Origin of the sequence: Clostridium pasteurianum (assembly GCF_001705235.1) — a bacterium.
In the GTDB taxonomy this organism is placed as follows: domain Bacteria; phylum Bacillota; class Clostridia; order Clostridiales; family Clostridiaceae; genus Clostridium_S; species Clostridium_S pasteurianum_A.
Window position 1 is genome coordinate 2,447,459 of sequence record NZ_MCGV01000001.1, and the last position, 24,155, is coordinate 2,471,613.

Sequence of the window (24,155 nt, forward strand, 5' to 3'; positions counted from 1 at the left end):
TAAATTAGCTTACAGATTGTATACAGGTATACAATCTGTAAGGCAAGTATTTTAATCTTAGAAAGGTTAGGTGAATAATAGTGGGAGAAAATATAACTAGAAAGATTTTAAAATCACATTTAGTAGAAGGAAAAATGATTGCTGGAGAAGAGATATCAATTAAAATTGATCAAACATTGACACAAGATGCTACAGGTACAATGGCATATTTATCCTTTGAAGCATTAGAAATACCAAAAGTAAAAACTGAACTTTCAGTAAGTTATATTGATCATAATACATTACAGGCAGGATTTGAAAATGCAGATGATCATGCATTTTTACAGACTATTGCGGCAAAACATGGAATATACTGTTCAAAACCAGGAAATGGAATATGCCATCAAGTGCATTCAGAAAGATTTGCAAAACCAGGAAAAACTCTACTAGGTTCAGATAGCCATACTCCTACTTCTAGTGCTTTAGGTATGATAGCAATAGGTGCTGGTGGAATGAGTGTAGCTATGGCTATGGCTGGACAACCATTTCCTTTAGTTATGCCTAAAGTTATAAATGTTAAGTTAACAGGAAAATTAAGACCAGGAGTTGCAGCAAAGGATATAATATTAGAGCTTTTAAGAAGAATGACTGTTAAAAATGGAGTAGGAAAAGTAATAGAATATAGTGGTTCAGGAGTAGAAACTTTAAGCGTACCTGAAAGATGCACTATAACTAATATGGGAGCAGAGCTGGGAGTCACTACATCTGTATTCCCAAGTGATAAAGTTACTTATGAATTTATGAAAGATCAAAAAAGAGAAGCCGATTGGATAGAACTTAAAGCTGATTCAGATGCTGAATATGATGAAATAATAGAAATAAATCTTGATGAAATAGAACCATTGGTTGCTAAACCACATATGCCAGATAAGGTAGTTAAAGTAAGAGATGTTAGTGATGTTAAGGTAAGTCAAGTATTTATAGGAAGTTGCACTAATTCATCTTATTCTGATTTAGCTAAGGTAGCGGCTATTTTAGATGGAAAATGCGTAAATCCAAATGTAAGTCTTTGCATAGCACCAGGATCAAAACAAGTTTTTGAAATGATAGCTAGAGATGGAATACTTCAAAAGTTAATTTCTGCTGGAGCTAGAATCTTGGAAAGTGCTTGTGGTCCATGTGTTGGTGTAGGACAAGCACCTCAATCAGGAGGAGTTTCTTTAAGAACAAATAATAGGAACTTTATTGGAAGAAGTGGTACAAAGGATGCAAAAGTTTATTTAGCAAGTCCAGAAGTTGCAGCTGTTAGTGCTATAACTGGTGTAATTACTGATCCAAGAGATTATGGTGACATAGATTTAGAAGCTATAAGTAAAATAAGAGATACAAAACAAAGAATTATTGATGATAGGATGATCATTGCACCAAAAGATAAAACAGATGATGTTGTTGTTAGAAGAGGTCCAAACATTAAACCACTTCCATTAAGAAAAGATTTAGAGGAAGAAATAAATACATCAGTACTTATAAAAGTAGGAGATGACATTACAACTGATGATATAATGCCAGCAGGTGCTAAAATTCTTCCATTAAGATCGAATGTTCCAGCTATCTCACAATATGTCTTTAATGGAATAGATCCTACATTTTCTAAAAGAGCAAAAGAAAATGATGGTGGAATTGTTGTAGCGGCAGAAAATTATGGACAAGGATCAAGTAGAGAACATGCTGCACTTGCACCTATGTATTTAGGAGTTAAAGCAATTTTAGCAAAATCTTTTGCAAGAATACATCATGATAATTTAATTAATTATGGAATTTTGCCATTGAGATTTAAAGATAAGGCTGATTATGACAAAATAAATCAAGGTGATGTGTTGGTTATTGAAAATGTTATAGATCAAGTTAATAAGGGTGAGTTTATTGTAATGGATAAAACTCAAGGATTTGAAATAAAAGCTTTTGTTACTTTTTCAGATAGACAAAAAGAAGTAATGATAAGCGGTGGTCAATTAAATTATGTTAAAAAGATGATATAAATGCAGTTATATATTTATAGTTAGTTAAAATACTGTATACAGGTATACAATACGCCTGTATACAGTGTAAAATGAAAAGTATTGACAGTTTAGCGCTTAAGGAGGAGTTATAATGAATAAAACTAGATGTACTCTTATGCGAGGCGGAACAAGTAAAGGTGCATTTTTTAAATATGAGGACATGCCAAAAGATAAAAATAAATGGAGCGATTTTCTTTTAGAAGTTATGGGAAGCCCAGATGCTAAGCAAATTGATGGATTAGGTGGAGCAAATTCATTGACGAGTAAAGTGGCAATTATAAAAAAATCAGATAAGGAAGATTACGATGTAGAATATACATTTGCACAAGTTAGTTTAACTGACAGAATGGTTGACTTTAAGGGCAATTGTGGGAATATTTCTTCAGCTGTTGCACCATTTGCAATTAATGAAGGTATTATAAAGGCTGATGGAAATAAAGCAAAGGTTAAAATATTAAATACAAACACAAATAAATTGATAGCATCAGAAGTAGAAATTGAAAATGAGCAAGCAAAAGAAGAAGGTAATACGTATATACCAGGAGTACCTAATCCAGGATCACCAGTTTATCTTTCATTTTATAATTCTGAGGGCGCAGTCACAGGAAAATTATTACCTACAGGAAATGTAATTGATTCCATAGAAACTTCTGTAGGAAAAATAAATATTTCTATTGTTGATGCTGCAAATCCATTAGTATTTATAAATGCTGACGATATTGGTTTAAAGGGTACTGAGTTACCGGATCAGCTTACAGAAAATAATTTGAAATTAATAGAAGAAATACGTTCTATAGCAGCAGAATTATGCGGATTTGCAAGCAGAGATGAGGCAACAAAGAAATCTCCAGCAGTACCAAAAGCTACAATAATATCAAGACCTAATAAATATGTAGATTTAAGTGGAAAAGAAGTAAGTAAAGATAATACAGATTTAGTTGTCAGAATGATGTCAATGCAAAAACCTCATAAAGCATTAGCGATAACGGGTGCAGTATGTATAACAACAGCAGCAAGCATTGACGGAACTTTAGTTAATAAAATAACAAAAATCAATAATGGAAAGGTAAGAATAGGACATCCAGGTGGCGTTATGGAAACGGCAGCTGAAATGAAGGAAGGAAAAATTGAATGCGTAAGGGTTGTTAGGACAGCACGTAGAATAATAGAAGGTTATGTTTATACAAGGGATACGGTTAAGTAGTAATATTTATTACTACTTAGGAAGAGTCCATGTAATCGTTTGCCGCTTAGATACAACAATATAATTGGCAAAAAATTACACTATATATAAAGGGGTGTTAAAAATGTTTAACTTGGGTAATTTTATAATGAATCCATTTGTGTTACTATTTGCTGCAGTATTTTTAGGAATTTTATTTGGAAAAATAAGAATTGGTAATTTTCGTTTTGGACTTTCTGGAGCATTATTTTCGGGTATTGCTTTAAGTTGGTCAGTATTAACATATGCAAGGAATATTAACAGTAGTTCTCCTGTGTACAAAACGGCACAACAAGCTATAAGTAAGGGACTTATATCTCAAGACCTTTTTAATTTATTTCTCATGTTATTTATTTGCGCAGTTGGTCTTTTAGCTGGAAAAGATATAAGGGGTGTATTAAAAAGGTATGGAGCTAAACTTATTATAGTAGGTTTAGTAATTACATTTACAGGAGCTACACTAACTTGTATATTTTTAAAAACCAATAAAAATTTTAACTCTCATGAGATATCTGGTATATATTCTGGTGCTCTTACGAGTTCACCAGGTTTAGCGGCTTCACTTGATGCTGCTAAAGGACATGGAAATCAAATAGCATCAACTTATACTTCTTTATCTACTGAACAAAAGAAAAATGCATTAAAGATAATTGACAAATCAGGGAAATTAACACCAAAAAATACTACTAAGTTAACGGATGAACAAAAATCATCAATTATTAAAACTTTACAAGCATATGTAAGCTCAGGGTTTACAGCAGCATTTCCATTTGGTGTAGTAACAATTATACTGTCTATGGCTATTCTTCCTAAAATTTTTAGAATAGATATAGAAAAAGAAAAAGAAGAATTTTCATCAGCCATGAGTGAAGTTGCTGCTGATAGTGAAAAAGAAAATGATAAAGAAGTGAGTTTTGATCTTGCGGCATTTGCCTTAGTGTGTTTCGTCGGATATTTTTTAGGATCAATAAATATTGGTTTGGGAAAGTTAGGACAGTTTTCATTAGGCACACCTGGAGGTGTATTAATAAGTGCTCTTGTATTTAGTAACGTAGGTAAAATAGGTATGATTAGCTTCAGAATGAATGGAAAAATATTAGGAGCAATAAGACAGTTTGGATTAGTATGTTTCTTAGCAACAGTTGGTTTAAGTTATGGATATAATGTTATCACCATATTTGCGGGATCGGGAGCCAAGTTAGCAGGTATGGGATTAGTAGTAGTCTGTGTAGCTATTTTAATGGGATTCTTAGTTGGTAGATATGTATTTAAATTAAATTGGATTATATTAGCAGGATCTATATGTGGAGGAATGACTTCAACACCTGGATTAGGGGCCGCTGTTGATGCAACAGGTAGTGATGAGGTAGCTACTGGATATGGTGCAACTTATCCGTTTGCCTTGATATTTAAAGTGCTATTTATAACAATACTATATAAAACGTTTTTAATGTAGTACTGTGAATTAACTTAATTTATATATAAAGTGGTGTTACTGCACTAGAATGAACTGTTTCCTGTACAGTTTGGAATTGTATGCAGCAATTAAATTAATACAAGAGGATGATATTATGGCTCTGCAAATGCGATGGTGAAATTATTCATAAAAATGATGGCCACTAAAATATGCTGCGGTTTTATTCAATTAACTAAATTTCGTACAAACAAAAGTTAATTATTTTTAAGTATTAATTTTTATTAAGGAGAGGTTTTATGAAAAGTATAAAAGCAAAATTAATGACATGTTTTACGTTATTAGTAGGAACTATATGTATAGGATTGGGCATAGTTTCGTTTATAACTTCATCAAATGCATTAAAGTCTAATTTAAAAAAGACTTTACCTAAAATTGCAGAGCAAACTGCAAGCAATATTCAAGGAAGAATAGGTGGCGAATTAAGTACTTTAGAGACAATTGCTGCGAGAGATGATGTAAAAGATCCCAACATTCCTTGGCAAAAAAAGCTACCAATTCTTTTACAGGAATCCAAAAGAATTGGTAGTGTTAGAATGGCCATTGTAGATAAGGATGGGAATTCACATAATACAGAGGGGAAAAGTGCTATTTCTAAAAATAAAAGCTATTTTAAAGAAGCATTATTAGGTAAAAGCAACGTATCAGATCCAACAGTTAGCATAATTGATAGAACTACGGTTGTTTTATATGCGGTTCCTATTAAATTCAATAATAAAATTGTGGGAGTACTGATTGAAGCACGAGATGGTAATAAATTAAGCGATCTAATTGATCAGGTTAAGTTTGGTCGAACAGCAACTGGATTTATGATAAATAAAGATGGAGTTACAGTTGCTAATAAGGACAGGAATTCAGTACTAAAAATGAAAAATGTAATTGAAGAATCAAAAAAGAATGTAGAATTGAAGCCTTTAGCAAGTATTGAAAATAAAATGGTCGCTAGGCAGATAGGAATGGATGAATATAAAGATGGCAACATAAATAAATATGTAGGCTATGCTCCAGTAAAAGGAACTGACTGGTCTGTAGGAGTTGAGGTAGAAAAAAATGAGATGTTATCAGAGCTAGGTAGTTTAAGAGTTTCTGTTATTGTATCATCCATAGTATTTATACTAATAGGAATTGGTATGATTTTTATAATTGCTAATAGCATAGCTAAAGGAATAAAATCAACTTCTAAACATTTGAAATTAATATCAGAAGGCGATTTATGTGGAGAAATTTCTACTAAGTATTTGAAATCAAGAGATGAAGTTGGAGATATGACTAATTCAATGAAAATAATGCAGAAGTCATTAGGAAACTTAATTAAAAAAATAAAAGAAAATTCTTTAAATATTAATATGCAATCAGAAAATTTAGCGTCCATTTCAGAAGAAATAGAAAATGTGTCGAGCAATGTCACAGAAGCAATATCTCAAGTTGCAGAAGGAGCAAGTAATCAATCAGAAGATCTAATACACATAACAGACATTCTTAATAAATTTAGTGGGAAATTATCTGGAATAGTTAAAGAAATACAGATTGTAGATTCAAATTCTAGAGAAATAAGTTTAATGGCAAATGATAGCAGTAAAGAAATGAATGAATTAGATCAATCAGTAACAAATGTAGGTAGTTCATTTAAAGAATTCTGTAGTAAAATTGCAACTCTTGTAAAAGATATAAATGAAATAAATGAAATTACAAGTTTAATAAATAGTATTGCAGAACAAACAAATTTATTGGCGTTAAATGCTAGTATTGAAGCAACTAGAGCGGGAGAAGCAGGAAAGGGATTTTTAGTAGTTGCAGAGGAAATAGGAAAGCTAGCAGAACAATCAAAAGATTCATCAGAAAACATTAACAAATTAATTAATATGATATCTAAGAATGCTGATACTATAGTTCAAGAATCTGACATGATGAGTGGTGAAATGATGAGTCAAGCTAAAATTGTAGGTAATTCAATAGCATCCTTTAGGAAAATAGTACAAGCAGTAGGGCAAGTACTTCCTAAGATTGAAACAGTTAAAAGTTCTGCTGAAAATATAGAAAATGATAAGAAAGTTATTTTGACTAAAATAGATGAGTTATCTTCAATTTCAATGGAATCTTCAGCATCAGCAGAAGAAATTTCAGCATCATCAGAGGAAATGAACGCTTCAACAAAAGAAGTAGCTTCTTCAGCACAAGAGCTTAACAATATGACTAATCAAATGATAGAAGAAATGAATAAGTTTAAAATTTAAAAGAAAAAGAGTGAAAAATTTGATACGTTAATTAAAAGTTAAAATAGTAGCATTGCTTTGGTAGCAGATTTAATTTTGAATTGAAATTATAAGTGGAGTGATAAAGATGAAGAACGGTGAATATATAGAAAAAATAGCCTGTAAAGTTGGGAGTTTAGCAATACAAGCAATGTTATATGAAGTTTCATGCTTTCCGTCACCAGGATTAGTGTCGCCAATATCTAATGGTGCTCATAAAGATATGAATTTTTATACTTTTATTGATAGTACATGTGCATTAAGCAGCTATTTTGCTAAATTTGTTAGAGAAGGTTTTAAAGATGTTTCGTGCAAGCAATTGTTTAAAAATATAAGGAAAATTGGAATTGAAGCTGAAAAAGATATGTTTCTTAAAACGAATGGTGTTAATACGCATAAGGGAATGATATTTTTAATGGGAATAGCATGTGCGGCAGTTGGAAAAGTCATAAATGATAATAAAACATTTAAAGAGGTAAAACAGACAATAATTGAGATGACGTCGGGAATAGTAAAAAATGAACTTGAAAATATTAATCCTAATAAAAAAATGACTTATGGTGAAAAGATATATTTAGATTATAAAATAAAAGGAGTTAAGGGTGAAGTTGAAGCTGGAATGCCAATTATATTTGAATTTTCATTGGATTTTTTTGATGAATGCAGTGATTTAAATATAAATAGTAGACTTGTACATACGCTTATAGGAATAATGCAGGTATGTGAAGATACTAATATAATTCACAGACATTCCATTGATGTTTTAAGGGAAGTTCAAGGAAAAGCAAAAAATGTAATTCAAGCTGGTGGTATGAGATCTGATAATGGAAGAGAAATGATTGACAGGCTTAGTGATGAATTTATAGAAAAGAATATTAGTCCTGGTGGAAGTGCTGATATTCTTGGAGTAACTGTTTTTATGACTTTGGTAAAAAATACATGGAACTTATTTGATTATTAAGATATTTACTAATAGATATATAAGTAAATATCCCAATAAGTGTTTGTGTTAGGGTAGTGGAGGTGGAATTTTTATGACAGAACGTGAATTAATATATATTAAAACAATTGCTGAAGAGAAGAAAATCTCAAAAGCAGCTGAGAAACTATTTATGACACAACCGTCTCTTAGTAAATGTGTACAAAATGTAGAATGTAAATTAGGGGTTAAGTTGTTTAGAAGGACAAGTAATGGATTAATACTTACATTTGCTGGAGAAGAATATTATAAAAATGCTTGCATGATTTTAAAAATATGTAATGATTTTGAAAATAAAGTCAGCGATATAAATGATTTAAAAAAAGGCAGAGTTACAATAGGAATTACGCCTCATCTTGCAACATTTATAATTCCAGTTATTCTTTCTGAATTTAAGCAGAGATGTCCCAATATAGAAGTATTTATTGTTGAGAAAGATACGCATGAGTTAGAAGAAACTTTGTCATCTGGAGATATAGATTTTGCTATTATGCATGTGCCTCCTTCACATGAAATTTATAATGATGTGAATATAGATTTTTTTATTCTACATAAAGATTTCTTTTTGTTAACAACAAAAGGGAATCATCCATTAGGTAAATATGCAAAAAAATATAAAGGCTATAAGTATCCTAAAATAGATTTTACCTTATTTAAAAATGAACCATTTATAATGATATCTCATGGACATAGGATTAGGCAAGTTACTGAGTTGATCATGAGAAAAGCCAATATCAATCCAGCAATTGTACAAACCACCAACAGCTATGAAACTGCAAGAAGGATGGCCTTTCATGGAATTGGAGCAACATTTGTTCCTGAGCAATATTTACAGATATACAATACGGTAGATTGTAAACCAGATTACTATTATATTGATGAAAAATACACACCTTATTGGTCTTTGTGCATTGCCGTTGAAAAAAATGCATATGTCTCGAAGGCTGCAAAATTATTTATAGAAATGGTAAGTAATAGATTTGCTTCAACCAGTTAAGCTTGTAGAACACTGTTATATACAATTAAGCCCCAATAATGGTATATACAATAAATAAGATATTTGTTGCAATTTAATATAGAAAAAAGTTATAAAGCCTATAGAAAATCAATTATTTACTTAGCAAAAGTGGACTTATATAATGTAAATAAATCGATTTCATAATTGATTTGTTTTGAATATAAGGCTGTTATATGTATATGAATCATAGAAGATTAGTTAAAAAGGAAGAAGGCGAATAAATACATAAAATATTTCAATGATTCTTATTTTTTAGCATTAATTATTAGCAATTAATGAAAAAAGGAAGAGGAGATATACTTATGCTTAGTTTAATTATATGTATTGCAATATTACTTTCTATTTTTATTGGTTTTAAATTAAGAATTAATACGGGGTTGGTGGCTATACCATTTGCATATGTAATTGGGTGCTTTTTTTTAAAACTTAAACCAGCAGAGGTTATTTCAATGTGGCCAATCTCTATTTTCTTTGTTATTTTAACTGTTTCTTTATTTTTCACATTTGCAGTAGTAAACGGAACTTTAGAAGTACTTTCTCAAAAGCTTTTATATGGATGCCGTACTTTCCCAATACTACTTCCACTTGCTATATTTTTTATTTCTGCTTTGATTGCTGCATTAGGAGCAGGCTATTATTCGGTAATGGTTCTAATGGCACCTGTAGCACTTATAATTTGTAAAAAAATAGAAATACATCCTTTGGTTGGTGCTTTATGTGCTGATTGTGGTGCACAGGTTGGTTCAAATTTTATGATTAGTCTTAATGGAGTTATTTATAGAAAATTGATTATTGGAGAAGGCTTTTCAGATAGTAAAGCATTCACCACCTCTATTAGTATTTTTTTCACATATTTAGTAATGACTTTTATGATAATAACTTTATTAATTTTGTATTATAAAAGAAAAAGAGTGAGTTTTCAAGAAAATGCTAGTATTGAACTGAAAAAGCCTGAACAATTTAATCAAAAACAGAAAACAAACCTTTATCTTATTTTAATATTTGTGATAGTACTACTTGTGCCACCAATTTTGCATTTTATAGTTCCTAAGAATGCAAATATTGCCTTTCTTAATTCTAATTTGGATGTGGGTCTTATTTCAACCATTTTTATAGTTATAGCATCATTTTTGAAACTTGCAGATTCAAAAGAGGTTCTTACAAAAGTGCCATGGAATACATTAGTTATGATTTCAGGAGTAGGAATGCTTGTAGCAGTTGCTATTAAAGCTGGAACTGTTAATATTCTTGCACATTGGGTAGGCGGAAACATACCGGTATTCTTTGTACCAATTGTATTAACTATTGTTGCGGCGGTTATAACTTCTTTTGGAAGCTTTATTGGTATAGTTGCACCAGCACTTTTCCCAGTCGTGTCTTCTATTTCACATTTGACTGGTTTAAATCCTACTATGTTATATACATGCATTACAGTAGGTGGACTATCTGCTGGTATTTCTCCATTCTCCGCAGGTGGTGCAATAGTGCTTGGATTTACAGCCGAAAAAGAACGTGATGATATGATGAAAAAAGAACTCTTTGTTGGTTTACCATTATGCATAGGGGCCTCGGTGTTGGTAAGCATTATTTATTTTTTTATATTTCACTAAATGGTAGGTATTTCCGCTATAATATAAGATTTAAAGCAAAAAATTATAGTGTAAAGTTTAAATAATAATTACAATAAAAGATCTTAAGGGTATAGAATTTTAACTAAAAAAAGGAGAGACTATTATGGAAAAAGAAGATGTAATTAAAAAATCTTTGGAATTACACAAGAATTTAAAGGGAATGCTTCAGATAAGTGCTAAAGCATCATTAGAAAATAAGTCGGATTTGGCTACTATATATACACCCGGAGTATCTGGAATATGCAAGGAAATATGTAATGATGTAAATAAAGCTTATGATTACACCATAAAAGGGACAACAATAGCCATTATTACGAATGGAACGGCAGTTTTAGGATTAGGAGATACAGGAGCAACGGCAGGGCTTCCAGTAATTGAAGCAAAGGCACTTTTGCTTAAAAAATTTGGTAATGTAAATGCATTTCCAATTTGCATAAATAGCAGTAATAAAGATGATATTGTAAATACTATAGAAATGATATCATCTGGATTTGGCGGAATACATTTGGAAGATATAAAAGCTCCAGAATGTTTTTATATAGAAGATAAGCTAAAAAAGGATTTAAATATTCCTGTGTATCATGATGATCAGCATGGTACAGCAGTAGCGGTATTAGCGGGTATATACAATGCAGCCAAATTAGTTAATAAAAAAATTGAAGAATTAAATGTGATGATAAATGGCGCAGGAGCTTCTGGAATTGCTACAGCTAAATTGCTTCTTAAAGCGGGAGTTAAGAACATTGTTTTAAATGACATAAAAGGGGCTATTGCTGAAGATGCTGCATGGCTCAATGATCCACAAAGACAAATTGCAAAACTGACAAATAGAAAAATGGAACATGGGAAAGTTGAAGATTTAATAAAAGGCAAAGATGTATTTATAGGGCTTTCTGTGGGAAATGTTTTGACAAAAGATATGGTTAAAAAAATGAATAAAGACAGCATAATTTTTGCTTTAGCTAATCCTGTTCCAGAAATAATGCCAGATGAAGCAAAAAAAGGTGGCGCAAAGGTAATTGCCACAGGGAGATCGGATTTCCCTAATCAAATTAATAATTTGTTGGTGTTTCCAGGAATATTTAAAGGAGCTTTAGAACTAAGAGTTTCAGAAATAACTGATGAAATGAAACTTAGGGCAGCTCAATCTATTGCTAAACTTGTAAGTAAAGATAAACTTAACGAAGAATATATAATACCAGATGCTTTTGATAATAGGGTGAGTGACGTTGTTGCTAATGCGGTTAAAGATGTAGCAATAAAAAATGGATTATCAAGAGTTTTATGATAAGTATGTAATAAATCCAAGACAGAGACAACCTATTTACTATATATATGCTCCAAGTGAAAAAGAAATTAAATAAGGGAGAAAATCATGGATACAGAAAAAATGTTTTATGAAATTTTAGAGGGAAGAGAAAAAAGAGCACAGCTGCAAAGACAGCTTATAACTGAATATAAGAGTACACTAATATCTTTTACATTAAATATTCCTGGAATAAATAAGCTGGGTAAAAATTTTAAAAAGGTCTATGAAAAAGGAATAGAAGAATTGGAAGAGGAGTTTTTGAAAAAAAACATATTAGTTATGTATGGAAAAACAAATAGCAGCAATGCTGGCTATGAAGCATTTTTCTGTGTAGCAAAGGATCCTATAACTATAAAAAAGATGACTACAGATATTGAAGAAAGAAGTAAATTAGGACGCTTATTTGATTTTGATGTGTTTGATAATAATTATAAATTGTTAAGTAGAACTGAGGTTGGTCTTCCTAGAAGAAGATGTCTATTGTGCGATGGAATAGCGGCAGAGTGCAGCAGAAGTAGGAAACATTCCGTTGAAGATGTACTAAATAAAATAAATGAAATTATAGAAGATTCATTTTAATTAAAGGAGGATAATTTTTATGGAAATAAATATGGATTATTTGAATATAAAAAATTATAAAAAATTATATAGAAATATCCCAGCAGCTGAACTTATAGAACTTGCTGTAAAAAGAGGAGAAGGAACATTATCTAATAAAGGTGCATTTGTTGTAAATACAGGAAAGTATACAGGAAGATCACCTAAGGATAGATTTATAGTAAAAGATAGCATAACAGAGGATAAAATAAATTGGGGAGAAGTAAATCTGCCAATTGAAGAAAAAGTATTTGATAAGATTTATAAGGATGTAATTGAATATTTAAAGGACAAGGATTTGTTTGTCTTTGATGGGCGCGTGGGTGCACTCCCCAAATATGCTCTTCCAATAAGGGTAGTATGTGAATGTGCATATCAAGCTTTATTTGCAAATCAAATGTTTGTAAGATTAAATGATACTTCAAATCATATCCCAGAATTTAATGTTATTTCTGCACCAGGATTTAAGGCTAAAGGAGCAGCAGATGGATTGAATTCGGAAGCTTTTGTTTTGATAAATTTCTCTAAAAAAATAGTTCTTATAGGAGGGACTGCTTATTCTGGAGAGATAAAAAAATCTATGTTTTCTGTAATGAATTTTTTATTGCCACAAAAAGGAGTACTTCCTATGCACTGTTCTGCTAATAAAGGGAAGAATGATGATACTGTAATATTCTTTGGACTATCAGGAACAGGAAAAACTACGCTTTCAACTGATTCTTTAAGAAAACTTATAGGTGATGATGAGCACGGTTGGTGTAGTGATGGAATATTTAATTTTGAAGGTGGATGCTATGCAAAGGTAATAAAACTTGATAAGGATAAGGAAAGAGAAATATATGATGCAATAAAATTTGGAACAGTTTTAGAAAATGTTGTTTTAGATGAGAATAGAGTTCCAAATTATAATGATAATAGATTTACAGAAAATACTAGAGCAGCATATCCACTTAATCATGTAGATAATGTAGATTTAAATGGAACTGGAAGCAGCCCTAAGAAGATAATATTTTTAACAGCAGATGCTTTTGGAATAATGCCCCCAGTAAGTAAACTTACAAAAGAACAGGCAATGTACTATTTTATGTCTGGATATACAAGCAAAGTTGCTGGAACAGAAAGAGGAATAACAGAACCTAAAGCTGCATTTTCAGCTTGTTTTGGAGAACCTTTTATGCTTTTAAATCCAGTAGTTTATGCTAAGCTTCTTGGAGAAAAAATCGATGAATATGATGCCGAAGTATATTTAGTTAATACAGGATGGATAGGCGGAAATTATAATAAGGGAAAAAGAATTAATCTTACATATACTAGGGCAATGGTTAATTCTATCATATCAGATGGATTTAAAAATGTTGAATTTTATGAGCATCCAGTGTTTAAAGTGCTTATCCCAGAGAGCTGTGAAGGAGTTCCACAAAATATACTTGATCCAAGAAATATGTGGGAAGACAAAGAGGAATATGATGAGAAAGCTAAAGAATTATCTGATAAGTTTAAATATAACTTTAAAAAATTTAGGAATATTTCTAAAGATATAGCTGAGGCAGGACCATTAGATAATATCATAGTTAAAAATTCAACTATGGTATAAATGTTTAAATAAATCATAATAGAACTAACTATCTCTAAAATAAAAATCCAGTTTTTAAATAACTGGATTTTTATTTTTTATTAATTTAATACTGTAATATTAATTGTTTTTATAATTCCAGTTGTGGTTTCGGCTGTAACTGTAGCTTTACCTGGAGCTATTCCTTTAACTGTACCATCCGTGCAAACTTTAGCAACATTGCTATTGGAAGATGACCATATAACCATTTTATTTGTAGCATTGCAAGGAGTTACAGTAGCTTTAACTGAAGTATACTCGCCTGGGTTAATTGAAGTCTTGGAACAATTAATAGCTAAGTCGGATGCTGGTGTAAAATCAGTACTGTCTACTTGCTTTTCATAAATGTCATCACTTGTATCCCATGAATCTCTACCACCTGTTTGAACCCAATGAGCTGTTATACCCATCATCTGGGCTATTCTAAAATCTGAAGTACTTGCAGATGCGGCAACATTTCCTGTTAATGCATTATTGTAGCATTCTAGTGGTGGATTTGAAGACATAGAAGAAAAGTATGTGTATTTTGCAGCATAGTGTCTTTCAATCTGCTGTATATCATCATAAAATGTAGGTCTCATATATGAGGTTGCACACATTTTCTGAAGAGGAATATTATCATCTCCAGCTATGCCTTTAGTTAAATCTGATGAAGTATAAAGTTCAAAAGGAATATTTTTTTGATCTATTAAAGTTCTAACATAGCTTCGTGCAACTTCACCTGTCCACTTAAAACCTAAGTATGATTTTGGGAGATTTGAAAAATAAGGATCTAAAAGGGCTACGCGTTTTGGAAGCAATTCATGAGAGATGTTCCCACTATCAACATTATCACTTATTTGTTTTGTGAGTGAAATTGCCATCTGACTCCCAAGAGAATGTCCTGCAATTCTTATTTCGTTACCCGTATAATTTTTCATTGCCTGTACATATTGATTATATAAAAGTTGAGCGGCTGTCATGTTTATTGAATTTGAAGTATCATAAGAACCGTTAGCTCTTCTCCAACGCATTTTTTGAGGACCATTTGTTGTCCAAATTTTAGCTTCTGCATCTAGAACACTTGCTTCATCTGAAAATTGATTCCAATAAAATACACCTACATTCCATCCCTTTTTAATCCAATCATCTGCCGTATCTTTGCCGTAAATATAAAATGATTCTCTATGTTTTACGATGTAATAGCCAGGCTGCCAACCATGGATATATAATATTGTTGGTTTTGAAGGATCAAAAGCTTGATTAGCTTGTCCAGGTATAAATTTATAAGGTTTATTTCCTAGGCCATACCAGTATATACTGCAATCTAAGTTGTTCCAGTTAGAAGAGTTCCAGGTGACCTCACTAGCTTGTACATTAAAAGAGCAGCATAAAATAATGCTGACTAAAAGTAAAAAGGAAATTGAAAGTTTTTTAAAATAAGTACTTTTGTTCATAATAATACCTCCTATTTGAATACATATATTTAATATTAATACATATTATGTATATATATCAAGCGATTTCAAAAAAACAATTGATTGACGCAGCACAATTTTAGGAATATAATCTTATTTAAATAAAGTTTTATAGTATAAATGCAATGAAGAGAAAAGTAAATTTGATGGGGTTATAAGCGAATTGGGAAATGGTGTGAGCCCAAGTAAAGCCTTAAATTGAAAGACATCTCAGAGCATATTATCTGAACTAATTAGGATAATACGGTTTCTACCGTTAAAATGATAGAGAGAATCAATTTGTTGATTCAAAAGGATGGCACCGTGGAAAGCTTTCACTCCTTATACGAGTGAAGGCTTTTATTTTTTACATTTGTTTAAAATAAGGCGTTAGTAGTGTTTTTGAATATGTTTATCAAATTGATTAACCAGGGTGGTACCGCGTTAAAAATCGTCCCTTTTTAGGGGCGATTTTTTTATATTTAAAATTTAGGAGGTAAAGTTATGGAAAGATGTTTGGTAAGTGAAAGCAGAGATAATTTAGGGAAGGAGATTAAACTTCAAGGATGGGTTCATAAAATAAGAAAGCTTGGGAAAATAGCATTTGTTTTGCTGAGAGACAGGACCGGTATTATTCAATGCGTTATAGATACTAAAAGTGTAAATATCAAGGGACTTAAGATAGAAAGTGTAATTGAAATTTATGGTACAGCAAAAGCTTTTAAAGAAGAATGTGAAATTGAGGTGGAAAAATTAAATGTTCTATCAAAAGTGGAAGAAGAAATACCTATAGAAATAAACAAGGACGATATGAAATTAAATATTGAAACTTTGCTTGATAATAGAGTACTAAGTATGAGGAACGAAAAAGTGAGTTCAATATTTAAAATTGAAACTGAAATAGCCCATGGATTTTCTGAGTTTTTACTCAAAAATGGTTTTACTGAGATATATACACCTAAAATAGTTTCTGAAGGAGCAGAAGGTGGCACAGAATTATTTGAAGTGAAGTATTTTGATAAAAAAGCATATTTGGCGCAAAGTCCTCAATTTTATAAGCAAATGATGGTAGCAGCAGGATATGAAAGGGTGTTTGAAATAGGTCATGTTTATAGAGCTGAAAGTCACGATACAAAACGTCATTTGAATGAATATGTGAGTATGGATTTAGAAATGGCATTTATTAAGGATGAGATGGATTTAATAAAACTTGAAACACAATTATTGAAATATATATTTGAAAATCTAAAGAAAAAATGTAAAAGACAAATAGAAATTTTGAAGATTAATATACCTGAAATTAAAGATGAAATTTTAACTATGCCACTTGCGAAAGCTATTAAAATATTAAAAAAGGAGTATAACAAGAATGATATTACTACGGATATAGACCATGAAGGAGAGGAGCTTATAGGAAAATATGTTAAAGAAAAATATAAGTCTGATTTTGTATTTTTAACTCATTATTCTAGAGAAAAAAGACCTATGTACACAATGCCATGCAGCGAAAAATTAACCCACAGCTTTGATTTGATTTTTAGGGGTATGGAAATCACAACAGGTGGACAGAGAATAAACGACTATGAGATGCTTAAAAATAACATTATATATAAAGGTCTTAATCCTGAAAGCTTTGAAAATTATCTAGATATATTTAAATTTGGTATGCCGCCTCATGGGGGACTTGCAATAGGTCTTGAAAGAATTACTATGAAACTTCTAAATTTAGATAATATAAGAGAAGCTGCATTCTTCGTAAGAGATAAAAGAAGATTATTACCATAACAAAGCTTGACTTGTCATTTCCTAAATAATATAATTTCATTAACTTAAATATAAGGAAGTGAAAAGTCTTATGGATGAAGATAAACTTTATATGTACAGTATAATTTCAACGCTTATTCTTGCTGTTGCAGCATTTATATTTTTTCAAGTGGCAATGGGATCTAAAAATTATTTTTATTTCATTGGCATGTGTGCGAGCATAGCTTTGATTTTCTTAATATATTATGCAAAGGCAAGAATAATACATAAGTTAAATTATGAACGCTTTAAAAAACACTGGGGGCAATTTCAAAAAAGGAAGAGAAATATAAAAAATATAAAAAGATTCTTTGATTTTGATAAAAAAGATAATGAAGACCAATTCAATATAGATGATCAAACATGGAGTGACCTTACCATGGATGAAGTATTTGAGATTGCAGATAGAACACTTACATCGCCGGGTGAAGAAATGCTTTATAAGATATTCAAAACTCCTGAATTTGATAAAGAAAAGCTTATGGAGAGGGATTCTATAATAAAGGCATTTCAAGAAAACAATGAAGTAAGAGAAAAAGTAGGATTAGAATTTGTTAGGCTTGGAAGAAGAAAAGAAAATGGTGTTCCGGATTTAATATGGAGGGACATAGATGTAAATTATAATTATGGAAAGTTGTTTAACCTTTTATTTTTTGGTACGATAGCTTCTTTACTTACCATTCCAATATTTAAATTCAGATATTTAATGATCCTGGCTGTGCTTATTGCAATTAATACTATTGAGCATAATAAATTTAAGAATAAGGTACAGCTTTATATGGAATCACTTGGATATTTAAATGGAATTATAAATACTGCCAACAGAATTTCAAAAATAGATTGTCCTGAAATTAAATATTATACGGATATTTTAAAAAGGACTTCATCTAAACTTATGGTAGTAGCAAAGAAGACAGCAGGGATAGAAAGAGTAGAAGGAATAGATGTTGCTGGAGATGCTGTTTATAATATGCTTCCAATCGAAGAAAGAAAGTTTTTTAATTCTATAGGTGATATAAAAAGGATGAAGAAGGAATTAAAAGAGCTTTATAAAACATTAGGTGAAATGGATGCACTTATGTCAATAGCTTCTTTTAGAGAAGGTCTTGAATATTACTCAAAACCGCAATTTGTGGATGAAGGAAGAATAATAGAAGGTGAAGAAATATATCATCCTCTTGTTAAAAATCCAGTATCAAATTCTATAAATTTAGATAATAAGGGAATAATATTAACAGGAACTAATATGTCTGGAAAATCAACTTTTTTAAGAACTATAGGATTAAATGCTCTTTTAGCACAGACAATTTATACTTGTGCAGCAAAATCTTATAAAACAAGTTTCTTTAAGATAATGACATCAATAAGCCCAGAGGATAATATAGCTTCAGGGAAAAGCTATTACTTTAGGGAAGCGGAGGCACTTAAAAGGATAATAAGTGAGTGCAGTGAAGATAGGGCAGTTCTATGTATAATAGATGAAATATTTAGAGGAACAAATCCTGTTGAGAGGGTAAATGCTTCGGCGGAGATTTTAAATTACATAAATAAACATAATACATTAACTCTAGTTGCAACACACGATTTGGAATTAACTGAAATACTTAAAGATAAGTATTTATGCTGCTATTTTAGTGAAGATATAAATAGCGATGGACTCCAATTTGATTACAAATTAAAATATGGAATATGCAGAACGAGAAATGCAGTAAAGCTTTTAAAATATCTTGAGTATCCTGAGGAGATAATACAGAAAACAAATGAGAGACTTGCAATACAAATTAATAATGCTTCGTCGCGTTAAAAAAATCCTATAAATCTAAGATTCAAAAAACATAAAAGACTAAGATATTTCAATAACTCCCTACAGGTTAAACAAATTGAAATATCTAAGTATTTTATGTTTTTTAAGTCAAGATTTATTAGAATTTTTTTTAATCGTTCCTTCAGCATTATTAATTTGTTTCTACGGTAGTATAAGGGAAAAATTCCTCCGTGCCTACGGAATTTTGAGCAATTTAGAAAGTGCTAGTATAAAGTTTGTGGTAATAATTACTATTAGTAGTAGACATTAATATATTCTGTATTTTATACACAAGTATAATGAGCCTATGACACAACCATCAGTTATGATAAGACTTATTGAGTTTTATTTAATGTTTCAAAATACTATTGCTTCGATTTATTTTTATATTGCAAATCAAATAAAGATATATTATTGATGATAGGAGGGAAAGTATGTATAACAGCAAAGAAATTTTTAAGAATATAGAAAAACATTTGCTTCAAGATATGAAACCATCAGAATACTTAAATGAGGAACTTAAAAACGGAAGTTTAAATGAATACCCTTTTACAATGTTAAGTGATTTAAAAAATACTGAACAAAATAAGGAGCATCATCCAGAGGGAAATGTGTGGAACCATACAATGCTTGTAATTGATAATGCTGCTGGAATTAAGGATAAAAGTGAAGATAAAAGAGCATTTATGTGGGCCGCACTTCTGCATGATATAGGGAAGGCAAAGACTACAAGAAATCGTAAAGGCAAAATAACGGCATATGACCATGATAAGGTTGGTGAGAACATGGCAGAGGAGTTTTTAAAGTATTTTGATGAAGATGATGAATTTATATATAAGGTAACTAAGCTTGTAAGATGGCATATGCAGATATTATTTGTAGTTAAGGATATGCCTTTTGCGGATGTTAAACGTATGACTAAAGAAACATCTTTTCATGAAGTGGCAAGACTTAGTTTATGCGATAGATTAGGAAGGGCACCATTATCTAAAGGTAAAATTGAAGAGGAGAAGGAAAATGTAAGGACTTTTGTGGAGAAAGTCAAAAAACAATTAAGAGTTAAAAACTGAGAAACTCATAGGCCACGTAAAGCGGCCTTATGGGCGAAGAAAATACTTTTGTATCCTTTAAAGCAGGAGGTCATCTGATGACAGGAAATTCAAAGAAAATCAATGAAGTTTTTAACAGATTTATTGATGAAAATAAATAACTGTCTGGATACTTTCCATGCTATGACAGTGCTCAAATCAACTAAGTTGGCTGCTTAGGGCACTCTTTTGCATTATTTCAGCATTGCCTATATAAGCAGCTTTAATTACCCATTTAGTAAGAACGTATGTAAGTTTGCGTGAAAGATATAGTATGGTAACTTGCAATAATTAGTACCATATGATATAGCATAGTTGTAAACATTGTTAATAAAATATGACTTTTTTAATTATTTTTTATGACTTTTGTCAGTATTTATAAATAAATAAATGGTCTATAATTATAACAGTATTTCAAATTTACGTTTTAGTTTTTTGAAAGGAAGTGGGAAAAATAATGTTAAGATACTAAATTATAAAATATAGTATTGACTAACATGTCCCAATAGTGTACTATGAATGTAGAACAGTGATACAGAATTTAATTTATATGGGTTAACAGTTTAATATATAAAAAGACCCTACACTTCACCGTTAGAATAAAGTTTTAAAATAAAGATAGAGGTGAAATTTTAATGGCAATAATTCTTAAATTTATGCTAAGAAACATAAAAGAGAAAAAATTGAGAACTTTCCTTGTAGTGTTTTCAATTATGGCATCATCTGCACTTTTCTTTGCTTCTAGTGGAATAAGTACAAGTATAAAGCAAACTTATATTGATATAGCAAAGCAGTTTACAGGAAGTTCTGACATAACAGTAAGTGCAAGCAGTAAATCCCCAAGCCCATATGTTAGTTTAGATAAAGCTGATGTTGTTAGAAGTAAAACTGATTATATAGTTGGAGAAGTAGATGCCAGTGCGGCGTATAAGACCAACGATAAGGATATATCAGTATCACTTGAAGGCTTTAATTATTCTGATTTGCAGCAAATGGGAGTTGTTTATTTAAATGACAGTTTAGGACTTAAACCATTTAGTGGAAATAAAATTATAATAAGTAAAAAAAATGCTGATAGATATAAATTATCATTAGGACAGCAAATTTCTTTATCAATAGGGATAAATGGGAATAAAGAAAAATTTACTATAGTAGGTATAGCTGATAATAAAGGTCTATTTGGAGTTGACAGTCCCAAGAGCATGATGGCAGTAACCCCTCAGAGTGTAACCCAAGATATTGATGGAATCAATAATCAGTATACTGGTCTTTATATCAAAGCTCAGGATCCTAAAAATATGGATAGTTTAATTAGTAAATTAAAGACTGTTTATAAGAACTACAATGTTAACAAAATAATTGATGAAAAAGCTATAGATCAACAGTTAAGTCAAGTAACTATGGTTTTCAGACTTATGATGGTAGTAGTTTTAATGATGAGTATCTTCATAATATATACGGTATTTAAGGTAATAGTTGCAGAAAGACTGCCAGTAATAGGGACTTTTAGAAGTATAGGTGCTACGAGAATGTCTACGAGTTTAGTGCTGGTAGGAGAAAGTATAATATATGGAATCATCGGAGGAATTGTAGGAAATCTCGCAGGAATAGGCATTTTAAAATTGCTGATGAAGATTCTAACAGCATCAGAGTCCAGCGATGTAAGCTTTACAGCTTCTGTTAGTTACACATTTGGACAACTATTAAGTGCATTTATTTTTGCAGTAGTCATTTCATTTTTAAGTGCTATTATACCTATAATAAAAACATCAAAATTATCAGTTAAAGATGTTGTACTCAATACTGTAGATACAATGGAAAAGGAAAAATTATGGAAGCTTATTTTAGGAATATTATTTATATTAAGTGATTTAGCTGTTCCAAGTATTATTAATAACTCTTCACTGAGTAAGGGAACATCGCTTGCTTCACTTGGAATATGCATGATTCTTTCGGTTATAGGAGTTATACTGCTTGCTCCGTTTATGACAGAACTTCTTGTAAAAGTATTTGATAAAGTTTATAACATTATATTTGGAAATGAAGGAAGTTTAGCAGCTAAGAATTTGAGAAAGAATAAAAGCTTAATAAATAATATTTGCTTGCTTATAATTGGCATATCCACTTTATTTATGCTCAATGTAGTAAGTGGCAGTCTTGGAAAAGCTGTTAATGGTGCTTACAACATATTTAATTTTGATATATATGTAGGTAATAATGATGGTAATTCATTAGATAGAGATACAATAAGTCATATGAAGAATATGGCTGGAATTAGTGAAATACAGGAAATTTACGAAACTCGTAATATAGAGGTAAATGGAAGTACAGACAAATTAGCAGATATAATGTTCATGGATCAATATTATATTAAAAATTTCTGGAAGATAAATTTAACTCAAACTCAAAATGAAGTGTTTAATAAATACAATAATGACGGGAGAACAGTAATATTAACAGATAGTAATTTAAAAAGATTTAATAAAAACATAGGAGATTATATTAGCATTAAAACAGGTAGAGGATATAAGGATTATAAAATAGTAGGTTCTTTTGATAGCTTAATGAACAATGGAAATATGGCGATTATACCTACTAAATATGCAAAAGGTGATTTTAAATTATATCAATGTTCTGATTTGTGTATTAAAACTTACAAGGATACAGCTAGCATGGCAAAAATGTTAACTGAAAAGTTTAAAACAAGGCAAATTAGCATACAAACTGTGTCTGATATGGAAAAGCAAAATGAACAGCAGAACAGTGCAATGATGATGTTAATAGAAGCATTTCCTATAATAGCTCTTATAATTGGAGCTTTTGGGGTAATAAATAATTTTGTTATAAGCTTTATAGAAAGAAAAAGATCTCTTGCTGTGTATGCTTCTGTAGGAATGAATAGAGGACAAACTAAAAAAATGCTATTTGTAGAAGCACTTTCAGTAGGACTTATAGGAAGTATAGGAGGAATAATTGGAGGAGCTCTAATGGTTCATGCTATACCAGCTATGTTAAAGGTAGCAAATTTACCTATGGATATGGTTTATTCAACTAGCGATTTTGTGATTAGTATAATACTTGGTATTTTGATAACAATCATATCTTCAATTGTTCCATCGCTAAAATCGTCTAAGCTTAATATAATAGAAGCTATTAAATATGAATAAACAAGGAGGTAAGAAAATGGAAGTGTTAGCAGAGGTAAAGGGAGAAGCTAAGAATGTAATAGAAGCAAAGGGGCTCAATAAAACCTTTAAACTTGGAAAAATGGATGTAGAAGTCCTTAAAAATATAAATATAGATATAAAAGAAGGAGAATTCGTCTCTATAATGGGACCATCAGGTTCAGGAAAAAGTACTCTTTTATATTTACTTGGTGGACTTGATAAGCCGACATCAGGCAGTGTTAAGATAGCGGGAAAAGAACTTTCAACAATGAATGACAAACAGCAGAGTATAATGAGAAGACGAGATGTAGGCTTTGTATTTCAATTTTACAATTTGATACCAAATTTAAATGTAGAAGAGAATATAATGTTACCAATATTACTGGATGGAAAGAAAGTAAAAAATTACAAAGATAGATTAGAAAATATACTTGATACAGTTGGACTTACAGAAAGAAGAAAACATACACCAAGAGAGCTTTCAGGTGGACAGCAGCAGAGAGTTGCTATTGCAAGAGCATTAATAAATGAGCCTGATGTAATACTTGCAGATGAGCCCATAGGAAATCTTGATAGCAAAACTGGAACTGAAGTAATGGAACTTTTAAGAAAAATAAATATAGAGCAGGGAAAAACCATAGTACAGGTTACTCACTCTGCGGAAGCAGCAAAATATGGACAGAGAATAATATATGTTAAAGATGGAAAGGTGGTAGAAGAATAA

At 30.8% G+C, this 24,155-nt stretch carries 16 protein-coding genes and 1 other annotated feature; of the genes, 15 read left to right on the forward strand and 1 reads right to left on the reverse strand.

Going from position 1 to position 24,155, the window contains the following annotated elements; translation table 11 throughout:
• The first annotated feature begins 80 nt into the window (after positions 1 to 80).
• The 10 genes from BEE63_RS10905 to pckA all read left to right on the forward strand — a co-directional run bounded on the left by BEE63_RS10905 (position 81) and on the right by pckA (position 14,115).
• Positions 81 to 2,018 (forward strand): aconitate hydratase, encoded by a 1,938-nt coding sequence (locus BEE63_RS10905; RefSeq protein WP_066021408.1) that lies wholly within the window; start codon positions 81 to 83, stop codon positions 2,016 to 2,018.
• Between the two features lie 112 nt (positions 2,019 to 2,130).
• A complete protein-coding gene (locus BEE63_RS10910) occupies positions 2,131 to 3,243 on the forward strand; it encodes a 2-methylaconitate cis-trans isomerase PrpF family protein (RefSeq protein ID WP_066021409.1) in 1,113 nt (370 codons plus the stop codon).
• A gap of 103 nt (positions 3,244 to 3,346) precedes the next feature.
• Positions 3,347 to 4,717 carry a hypothetical protein gene (locus BEE63_RS10915; RefSeq protein ID WP_066021410.1) on the forward strand — a complete coding sequence of 457 codons (1,371 nt, stop codon included), beginning with the start codon at positions 3,347 to 3,349 and terminating at the stop codon, positions 4,715 to 4,717.
• A 257-nt stretch (positions 4,718 to 4,974) separates the two neighbouring features.
• On the forward strand, positions 4,975 to 6,969 hold the full coding sequence (locus BEE63_RS10920) for a methyl-accepting chemotaxis protein (protein ID WP_066021411.1): 1,995 nt from the start codon (positions 4,975 to 4,977) through the stop codon (positions 6,967 to 6,969).
• Between the two features lie 106 nt (positions 6,970 to 7,075).
• Positions 7,076 to 7,948 carry a triphosphoribosyl-dephospho-CoA synthase CitG gene (gene citG / locus BEE63_RS10925; protein ID WP_066021412.1) on the forward strand — a complete coding sequence of 291 codons (873 nt, stop codon included), beginning with the start codon at positions 7,076 to 7,078 and terminating at the stop codon, positions 7,946 to 7,948.
• Positions 7,949 to 8,021: 73 nt separating this feature from the next.
• The gene (locus tag BEE63_RS10930; RefSeq protein ID WP_066021413.1) at positions 8,022 to 8,963 is read left to right on the forward strand and encodes a LysR family transcriptional regulator; all 942 of its coding nucleotides are present in this window, start codon (positions 8,022 to 8,024) and stop codon (positions 8,961 to 8,963) included.
• A 323-nt stretch (positions 8,964 to 9,286) separates the two neighbouring features.
• Positions 9,287 to 10,594 (forward strand): SLC13 family permease, encoded by a 1,308-nt coding sequence (locus BEE63_RS10935; protein WP_175400843.1) that lies wholly within the window; start codon positions 9,287 to 9,289, stop codon positions 10,592 to 10,594.
• A 124-nt stretch (positions 10,595 to 10,718) separates the two neighbouring features.
• Positions 10,719 to 11,903, forward strand: a complete 1,185-nt coding sequence (locus BEE63_RS10940) for an NAD(P)-dependent malic enzyme (RefSeq protein WP_066021414.1) — start codon at positions 10,719 to 10,721, stop codon at positions 11,901 to 11,903.
• Positions 11,904 to 11,990: 87 nt separating this feature from the next.
• On the forward strand, positions 11,991 to 12,503 hold the full coding sequence (citX, locus tag BEE63_RS10945) for a citrate lyase holo-[acyl-carrier protein] synthase (RefSeq protein ID WP_242874785.1): 513 nt from the start codon (positions 11,991 to 11,993) through the stop codon (positions 12,501 to 12,503).
• 19 nt (positions 12,504 to 12,522) lie between these two features.
• On the forward strand, positions 12,523 to 14,115 hold the full coding sequence (gene pckA, locus BEE63_RS10950; RefSeq protein ID WP_066021416.1) for a phosphoenolpyruvate carboxykinase (ATP): 1,593 nt from the start codon (positions 12,523 to 12,525) through the stop codon (positions 14,113 to 14,115).
• An 80-nt stretch (positions 14,116 to 14,195) separates the two neighbouring features.
• On the opposite strand, the gene BEE63_RS10955 is transcribed toward pckA, so the two are convergent.
• Positions 14,196 to 15,569 carry an Ig-like domain-containing protein gene (locus tag BEE63_RS10955; RefSeq protein WP_066021417.1) on the reverse strand — a complete coding sequence of 458 codons (1,374 nt, stop codon included), beginning with the start codon at positions 15,567 to 15,569 and terminating at the stop codon, positions 14,196 to 14,198.
• Positions 15,570 to 15,706: 137 nt separating this feature from the next.
• Positions 15,707 to 15,915 (forward strand) — a binding site (T-box leader).
• A gap of 158 nt (positions 15,916 to 16,073) precedes the next feature.
• On the opposite strand from BEE63_RS10955, the gene aspS reads away from it, so the two are divergent.
• The 5 genes from aspS to BEE63_RS10980 all read left to right on the forward strand — a co-directional run bounded on the left by aspS (position 16,074) and on the right by BEE63_RS10980 (position 24,155).
• Positions 16,074 to 17,354: an aspartate--tRNA(Asn) ligase gene (aspS, locus tag BEE63_RS10960; protein WP_066021418.1), complete on the forward strand. Its 1,281-nt coding sequence runs from the start codon at positions 16,074 to 16,076 to the stop codon at positions 17,352 to 17,354.
• 70 nt (positions 17,355 to 17,424) lie between these two features.
• The gene (locus BEE63_RS10965; protein ID WP_066021419.1) at positions 17,425 to 19,176 is read left to right on the forward strand and encodes a MutS-related protein; all 1,752 of its coding nucleotides are present in this window, start codon (positions 17,425 to 17,427) and stop codon (positions 19,174 to 19,176) included.
• Positions 19,177 to 19,610: 434 nt separating this feature from the next.
• On the forward strand, positions 19,611 to 20,246 hold the full coding sequence (locus BEE63_RS10970) for an HDIG domain-containing metalloprotein (RefSeq protein WP_066021420.1): 636 nt from the start codon (positions 19,611 to 19,613) through the stop codon (positions 20,244 to 20,246).
• 653 nt (positions 20,247 to 20,899) lie between these two features.
• On the forward strand, positions 20,900 to 23,431 hold the full coding sequence (locus BEE63_RS10975) for an ABC transporter permease (RefSeq protein ID WP_066021421.1): 2,532 nt from the start codon (positions 20,900 to 20,902) through the stop codon (positions 23,429 to 23,431).
• A gap of 16 nt (positions 23,432 to 23,447) precedes the next feature.
• Positions 23,448 to 24,155, forward strand: a complete 708-nt coding sequence (locus tag BEE63_RS10980) for an ABC transporter ATP-binding protein (RefSeq protein ID WP_066021422.1) — start codon at positions 23,448 to 23,450, stop codon at positions 24,153 to 24,155.

What these genes read in the sequence shown, in the direction of transcription:
- BEE63_RS10930 (WP_066021413.1), top strand. Translation starts at nt 8,022, where the DNA reads ATGACAGAACGTGAATTAATATATATTAAAACAATTGCTGAAGAGAAG.
- BEE63_RS10965 (WP_066021419.1), top strand. Translation starts at nt 17,425, where the DNA reads ATGGATGAAGATAAACTTTATATGTACAGTATAATTTCAACGCTTATT.
- BEE63_RS10910 (WP_066021409.1), top strand. Translation starts at nt 2,131, where the DNA reads ATGAATAAAACTAGATGTACTCTTATGCGAGGCGGAACAAGTAAAGGT.
- pckA (WP_066021416.1), top strand. Translation starts at nt 12,523, where the DNA reads ATGGAAATAAATATGGATTATTTGAATATAAAAAATTATAAAAAATTA.
- BEE63_RS10920 (WP_066021411.1), top strand. Translation starts at nt 4,975, where the DNA reads ATGAAAAGTATAAAAGCAAAATTAATGACATGTTTTACGTTATTAGTA.
- aspS (WP_066021418.1), top strand. Translation starts at nt 16,074, where the DNA reads ATGGAAAGATGTTTGGTAAGTGAAAGCAGAGATAATTTAGGGAAGGAG.
- BEE63_RS10980 (WP_066021422.1), top strand. Translation starts at nt 23,448, where the DNA reads ATGGAAGTGTTAGCAGAGGTAAAGGGAGAAGCTAAGAATGTAATAGAA.
- BEE63_RS10975 (WP_066021421.1), top strand. Translation starts at nt 20,900, where the DNA reads ATGGCAATAATTCTTAAATTTATGCTAAGAAACATAAAAGAGAAAAAA.
- BEE63_RS10970 (WP_066021420.1), top strand. Translation starts at nt 19,611, where the DNA reads ATGTATAACAGCAAAGAAATTTTTAAGAATATAGAAAAACATTTGCTT.
- citX (WP_242874785.1), top strand. Translation starts at nt 11,991, where the DNA reads ATGGATACAGAAAAAATGTTTTATGAAATTTTAGAGGGAAGAGAAAAA.
- BEE63_RS10915 (WP_066021410.1), top strand. Translation starts at nt 3,347, where the DNA reads ATGTTTAACTTGGGTAATTTTATAATGAATCCATTTGTGTTACTATTT.
- BEE63_RS10940 (WP_066021414.1), top strand. Translation starts at nt 10,719, where the DNA reads ATGGAAAAAGAAGATGTAATTAAAAAATCTTTGGAATTACACAAGAAT.
- BEE63_RS10955 (WP_066021417.1), bottom strand. Translation starts at nt 15,569, where the DNA reads ATGAACAAAAGTACTTATTTTAAAAAACTTTCAATTTCCTTTTTACTT.
- citG (WP_066021412.1), top strand. Translation starts at nt 7,076, where the DNA reads ATGAAGAACGGTGAATATATAGAAAAAATAGCCTGTAAAGTTGGGAGT.
- BEE63_RS10935 (WP_175400843.1), top strand. Translation starts at nt 9,287, where the DNA reads ATGCTTAGTTTAATTATATGTATTGCAATATTACTTTCTATTTTTATT.